Origin of the sequence: Spirillospora sp. NPDC029432, from assembly GCF_040703975.1 — a bacterium.
Classification (GTDB): Bacteria; Actinomycetota; Actinomycetes; order Streptosporangiales; family Streptosporangiaceae; genus Spirillospora.
Map to the genome: position 1 here is coordinate 1 of NZ_JBEZWH010000143.1, position 5,453 is coordinate 5,453.

Below are 5,453 nucleotides of genomic sequence, written 5' to 3' on the forward strand. Positions count from 1 at the left end.
GCGCGGCGCCCCCCCGTCCGAGGGGGTGTACCGGGGCGACAGGGGCGGGGCGGAGGCGGCCGCGGCGGCCGCGGTGGCCGGGGCGGACCGCCGCCCGGGCGGGGCGGGCGCGGCCCGCGGCAGCGGCAGCGCCGGAAGGCCAACAACGGCAAGGCCGCGTTCCTGTTCGCGATGGCGTTCCTGGTCGCGATCGTGGGCACCGGCGGGCTGTTCGGCGTCGCCTGGCTCGACAAGCGGATGAACCCGCCCGACTACGAGGGCTCGGGCACCGGCAACGTCACCGTCCAGATCAAGGACGGCGACAGCGGCTCCACCATCGCGACGACGCTGCTGGAGCACAAGGTCGTCAAGAGCACCGCCGCGTTCATCGAGGTCTACGGCAAGAACCCCAAGGCGGCGGGCATCCAGCCGGGGTTCTACCAGCTGCGCAAGGAGATGTCGTCGGCCGCGGCGATGGCGCTGCTGCTGGACCCCAAGTCGCGGGCCGGCAACCAGATCACCATCCCCGAGGGGCTGCGCGCGCTGAAGGTGGCCGAGGTGCTGTCGAAGAAGACCGGCATCCCGGAGAACGACTTCGTCAAGGTCATCCGCAGGCCCACCGGGCTGGGGCTGCCCGACTACGCCAAGGGCAAGATCGAGGGCTACCTGTTCCCGGGCCAGTACAACCTGAACCCCAACGCGTCCGCCAAGGAGATCCTCAAGTCGATGGTGGACCGGTTCAACCAGTGGGCGACGCGCTACGACCTGGCCGGCAAGGCGCAGGAGGCGAAGATGAACCCGGCCACCGCGATCACGATGGCCAGCCTGATCCAGGCCGAGAGCGGCAAGCCCGAGGACATGCCGAAGATCTCGCGGGTCATCTACAACCGGCTGCAGCACAAGCCGGTCCCGATGTTCCTCAAGTTCGATAGCACCACGCTCTACGGGCTCGGCAAGTACGGCATCGTCGCCAGCAGCGAGGACATCAAGTCCAAGAACCGCTACAACACCTACAACTACGCGGGGCTCCCGCCCGGGGCGATCGCCAACCCCGGCGAGGCCGCCGTCGAGGCGGTCTTCGAACCGGAGGAGGGCGACTGGCTGTTCTTCGTGGCCACCGACCCGAAGAACAAGATCACCGAGTTCGCCGACGACGAGACGGAGTTCGAGCGGCTCAAGGCCAAGCTCAACGCCTACCTCGCGGCCAATGGAGGGAACTAGTGACGAGGGCCGCCGTCCTCGGCAAGCCGATCGGGCACTCGCTGTCCCCGGTGCTGCACCGCGCCGCGTACGCCGCGATGGGCCTGGACGGCTGGACGTACGAGGCGTACGAGTGCGACGAGACCGGCCTGTGGGGCTTCCTGGAGTCGCTCGACGAGGAGTGGGCCGGGCTGTCGCTGACGATGCCGCTCAAGCGCACCGCGCTGAAGCTCGTCGACACCGTCTCCGACCTCGCGGTGGCCGTCGGCGGCGCGAACACGGTCGTGGTGCGCGACGGCCGCCGGCACGGTGACAACACCGACGTGCACGGCATCGTCGCCGCGCTGGCCGAGGCCGGGCTGGGCGCGCCCGGCTCGGCCCTGGTGCTCGGCGGCGGCGCCACCGCGGCCTCCGCGCTGGCCGCGCTCGCCGAGCTGGGGCTGACCAAGGCCGGGCTGGCGGTCCGCAACCCCGAGCGCGCCGCCGAGTCGGTGTCGGTCGGCGAGCGGTTCGGCCTGGACCTGAAGGTCGGCTCCCTGGACCGGCTGCCCGACATGCTGGACGCCGACCTGGTGCTGTCGACCCTGCCGGGCATCGCCGCCGACCCGTTCGCCGGCCAGCTCGCCGCGTCCGGCGCGGCGCTGTTCGACGTGGTGTACGCGCCGTGGCCCACGGCGTGCGCGTCCGCCGTCGAGGAGGCCGGCGGCAGGGTCGTCGGCGGCTTCCCCATGCTCCTGCACCAGGCCGTGCGCCAGGTCGAGCTGATGACCGGCCGCGACGACGTCCCGGTCGAGGCCATGCGCGCGGCGGGCGAGGCCGAGCTGCGCCGCCGCGCCGCCATGCCCGTCTCGCCCCTGTCGTCCCGGGACTGACGCCCGTTCCCGTCCGGCCGCCGGCCGGGCGGGTCAGGCGGACGTGCGCTGGGGCGGCTGAGCGGCCGGCGCCGGGGGCGGCCGGCGCCGCTTCATCGCCTCGTGCGTCGTGGTCAGCACGATCGGCAGGATCACGCTGAGCCAGAAGTCCTTCCAGCCCCACACGCCGGTCGCCACGCCGCCCAGGCTCCCGACCGCGACGAACACCAGCACCAGCACCGTCCAGTGCCGCTTGAACAGCGCCCGCGCGTCGATCCTCGGGGGCGCGGGCAGCAGCGCGGGCAGCGGGCGGTCCCGGGCGTGGTCGCGCTGCACGATCGTGGCGTCCGGCAGCCAGTGCAGCACGTCCCCGGTGTTCAGCAGCGGGACGCGCGAGAGCTCCATCAGCGCCTCCATCCGCCACCACAGCGTCCACAGCGACGTGCGGCCGCTGCCGGGGTACCCGTTCCAGCGCGGCGTGGACACCTTGCCCTTCGCCAGCGTCGCGAACGCGCGCGCGACCGCCGGGCCCGGCGCGCCGCGCGGGTCGCGCAGCATGGCCATCAGCGCGACGGGCAGCCCGTGGTGCCACAGCGCCAGCCGCCACACCGGCTTGGCGCCGCCGCCGTGCGGCGAGACGTCGTAGGTCTCGATCCAGCTGTGGTCGTCGTCGGGATCGAGGTTCTCGCGCAGCCAGTCGTGCGCCGCCAGCAGCCGCTCGTCCTGGTGCCCGGGACGCGCCTCCGCCAGCGTCACCAGCGCGAACGCGGTGTGCGTGACGGTCGGTGCCGCCGACGGGGTGGGGCCCCAGCCGGGCCGCTGCGCGGTACGGTCGGCCGTCAGCCACTCCACGCCCCGCTCGACGGCCGGATCGTACGGGTTGAGCTGGGTGAGGGCGCGCAGCGCCAGGCAGGTCAGCCACACCCGCGACGGGCAGCCCAGCAGCGAGCCCCAGCCGCCGTCGGGGTTCTGGTTGCGCAGCAGCCAGCGGTACGCGCGCCGCACGTCCGGCGCGTCCTCGCGCAGGTCGCAGCGCGCGCGGGCGAGGAAGCGGGCGATCCACGCGGTCGCCTCGACGACCGGCATGCCGAGGCTGGTCTTGGTGGCCCAGCCGCCGTCCCGCAGCAGGTCGCCGGAGGCCGTCTGCCGCGCGGCCAGATAGGCCAGGCCCTCGTCGAAGTGCTCGAACGGCCGGCGCGCCTCGCTGAACGCCAGCAGCCCGAGCGCGGTGGCCGTGGTGCCCGGATCGGGGCGGGTCAGGTCGTGGTACCAGCCGCCGCCACCGTCGCCGCCGCCTCCGGTGACGGCGTACGAACCGCGCAGGACGTCGAACGACTCGTCCAGGCGCGCGTTCAGCACGGCCATGTCCACGGCCGGTGGCCGGGGGGCCGGAGAGGTCGCCAGAATGCGGGCGAGGGGGGACTGCTGCACGGTTACCGCCTTTGATGGCTATGTGCCCGTTCGGTGGAGTTCTCTACCTCACTGGTCTGGTGGCTCTATCCGTGCCCGCACACTTCGAGGGCCATTCCCGGGCACGCTCATTGGGAGACGGAGAGTGAGAACCCCTGGTGGGAGTACCCGGGAACGGAGGACACGATGGTCGACAGGGAGGAACGGCAGGAGGTGGGGCCGGAGGCGGGGCCGGAAGTGGGGCCGGAAGCGGGAGAGGACTGCGTGCTGTGCCCGCCGCTGCGGTTCCGGCTCAACGCGATGGCGGACCTGCCGGGCGAGCGCGCGGTGCTCGCGGCCGACGACGACTTCTTCCTCATGCCTGACCTGGCTCCGTTGGTCGAGGGGCACGTGCTGCTGGTGACGTTCCGTCACCTCCAGTGTGCCGGAGCCTTCGGGAAGGGTCTGTGGGCCGGAGCGTGGCAATGGCGTCACCGTGTCGCAAGGGTCTACCGCGCCGCGTACGGCACCGACGACCTGCTGATGTTCGAGCACGGTCCCGGGACCCCGCAGGGCGGCGGCGCCTGCGTGGACCACGCGCACTGGCACCTGATGCCCGCACGGCCCGGTGTACGGAGCGTGCGCGCCGTGCTGGAGGAGCACGGCCTGCACGGCGTCCCGGCCACCCGGGAGACCGTGCGGGGGCACTACCGCGCGGGCCGCTCGTACCTCCTCGTGGACGAGCGGGGAACGCCGACCGTCCACCCGGGCGACGGCGTGCCGAGCCAGTTCCTGCGGCAGGCGGCGAGCGCGAGCCGGACCTGGCGGTGGCAGGAGTCGTTCGGGCTGCCCGCCAGCCGCACGCGCTTCCTGCACACGCTCGGCGACCTGCGCGCGGCGCTCGCGGCGGAGGGCGGCACGGCGTCAGCGGCCTGACCGCGTCAGCGGCCTGACCGCGACGCGAGCCACCAGAACAGCTCGCCGGCCGCCAGCCGGTCGCCGAACCCGGCCCGCTCGACACCGTCGCCGTAGCCGGTCGCGTACTCCAGCAGCAGGTCCTCGCGCCGGTAGGCGAGCGACCGCTCCAGCGAGCTGGCGCCGAAGCGCAGCAGCCACAGCGGCCGGCCGGGCACCGCCGCGTCCAGCGCCGGCAGCAGGCCGCGCACCTCCACCCCGCCGGGCATCGCGGCGGGCCGGCCGAGCAGCCGCGCGAGGGTCGGCGCCTCGCTGATGACCACGTCGGCCAGCCGCAGCAGCGGCAGCACCTTCGCCGCGGGCAGCCGCGCGTCGATGTCGTGCGGGACGAGGTCGAACGCGACGAGCGTGCCGGCCGCGCGGGCCGTCTCCGCCGCCCGGAGCAGCGCCGCCCGCGACACCGGCGACAGCAGCGCGTACCCGTCGGCGACGACCACGTCGGCGCGCCGGATCTCGGCCGCCGCGCCGCGCACGTCCCGCTCCGACAGCAGCCGGTTGGGCGTGTCGTCCTCGGCCACCAGCAGCCGGACGCCGTGCGGCCGGCCGGGCGCCGCGGCGTCCCGCAGCATCACGGTGACGCCGTTGGCGGCGCCCCGCTCGACCCGGAGCAGGTCCCGCAGCCCCAGCCGGCGCAGCTCCCGCCGGATCACCGGCGTGTAGTCGTCGTCGCCGACGCGGGCGAGCACGCCGACCCGCCGGAAGTAGCCGGCCGCCGCCCGGGCCAGGTTGACGGCCGTGCCGGCGACCAGGGCGCGCGCGGGGGCGTAGGCCAGCCGGTCGGCGGTGACCTCGGCGAAGCGCAGCTCCGGCAGCGTCGCGCGGACCTCGATGCGGACGTCGCCGACCGCCAGCAGCCGGAAGCGGCGCGCGGCGACGCCGTCCAGGCCGGGCCATTCGACGGGGGAGCGGGCGGGGGTGTCGAGGATCTCCATGGCGGGGGGCGGCGGCCGGGCTCAGCCGGGGGCGGTGCTGGACCGGGCCGGCAAGGCGACCGCGCTGGAGCGGTTCGCCCGCGAGGCCGGGATCCCGGTCAGCCAGACGGTCGCGATCGGCGACGGC

At 74.5% G+C, this 5,453-nt stretch carries 5 protein-coding genes; 3 read left to right on the top strand and 2 right to left on the bottom strand.

The features are described from left to right. On the top strand, positions 1–1,200 hold a 1,200-nt coding region (mltG, locus tag AB0881_RS41585; RefSeq protein WP_366626422.1), incomplete at its 5' end, for an endolytic transglycosylase MltG. Beyond that, positions 1,200–2,051, top strand: a complete 852-nt coding sequence (locus AB0881_RS41590; protein WP_366626423.1) for a shikimate dehydrogenase — start codon at positions 1,200–1,202, stop codon at positions 2,049–2,051. The genes mltG and AB0881_RS41590, both read left to right, overlap by 1 nt. A 33-nt stretch (positions 2,052–2,084) precedes the next feature. On the opposite strand, the gene AB0881_RS41595 is transcribed toward AB0881_RS41590, so the two are convergent. Beyond that, positions 2,085–3,461: a prenyltransferase/squalene oxidase repeat-containing protein gene (locus AB0881_RS41595; RefSeq protein WP_366626424.1), complete on the bottom strand. Its 1,377-nt coding sequence runs from the start codon at positions 3,459–3,461 to the stop codon at positions 2,085–2,087. A 165-nt stretch (positions 3,462–3,626) separates the two neighbouring features. On the opposite strand from AB0881_RS41595, the gene AB0881_RS41600 reads away from it, so the two are divergent. Then, on the top strand, positions 3,627–4,355 hold the full coding sequence (locus tag AB0881_RS41600) for an HIT domain-containing protein (RefSeq protein ID WP_366626425.1): 729 nt from the start codon (positions 3,627–3,629) through the stop codon (positions 4,353–4,355). A gap of 5 nt (positions 4,356–4,360) precedes the next feature. Here the strand turns inward: AB0881_RS41600 and AB0881_RS41605 are convergent, their stop codons facing one another. After that, a complete protein-coding gene (locus tag AB0881_RS41605) occupies positions 4,361–5,326 on the bottom strand; it encodes a PfkB family carbohydrate kinase (RefSeq protein WP_366626426.1) in 966 nt (321 codons plus the stop codon). Between the last annotated feature and the right edge of the window lie 127 nt (positions 5,327–5,453).

Excerpts from the sequence above, each read along its gene's own strand:
- AB0881_RS41600 (WP_366626425.1), top strand. The coding sequence starts at position 3,627 with ATGGTCGACAGGGAGGAACGGCAGGAGGTGGGGCCGGAGGCGGGGCCG.
- AB0881_RS41605 (WP_366626426.1), bottom strand. The coding sequence starts at position 5,326 with ATGGAGATCCTCGACACCCCCGCCCGCTCCCCCGTCGAATGGCCCGGC.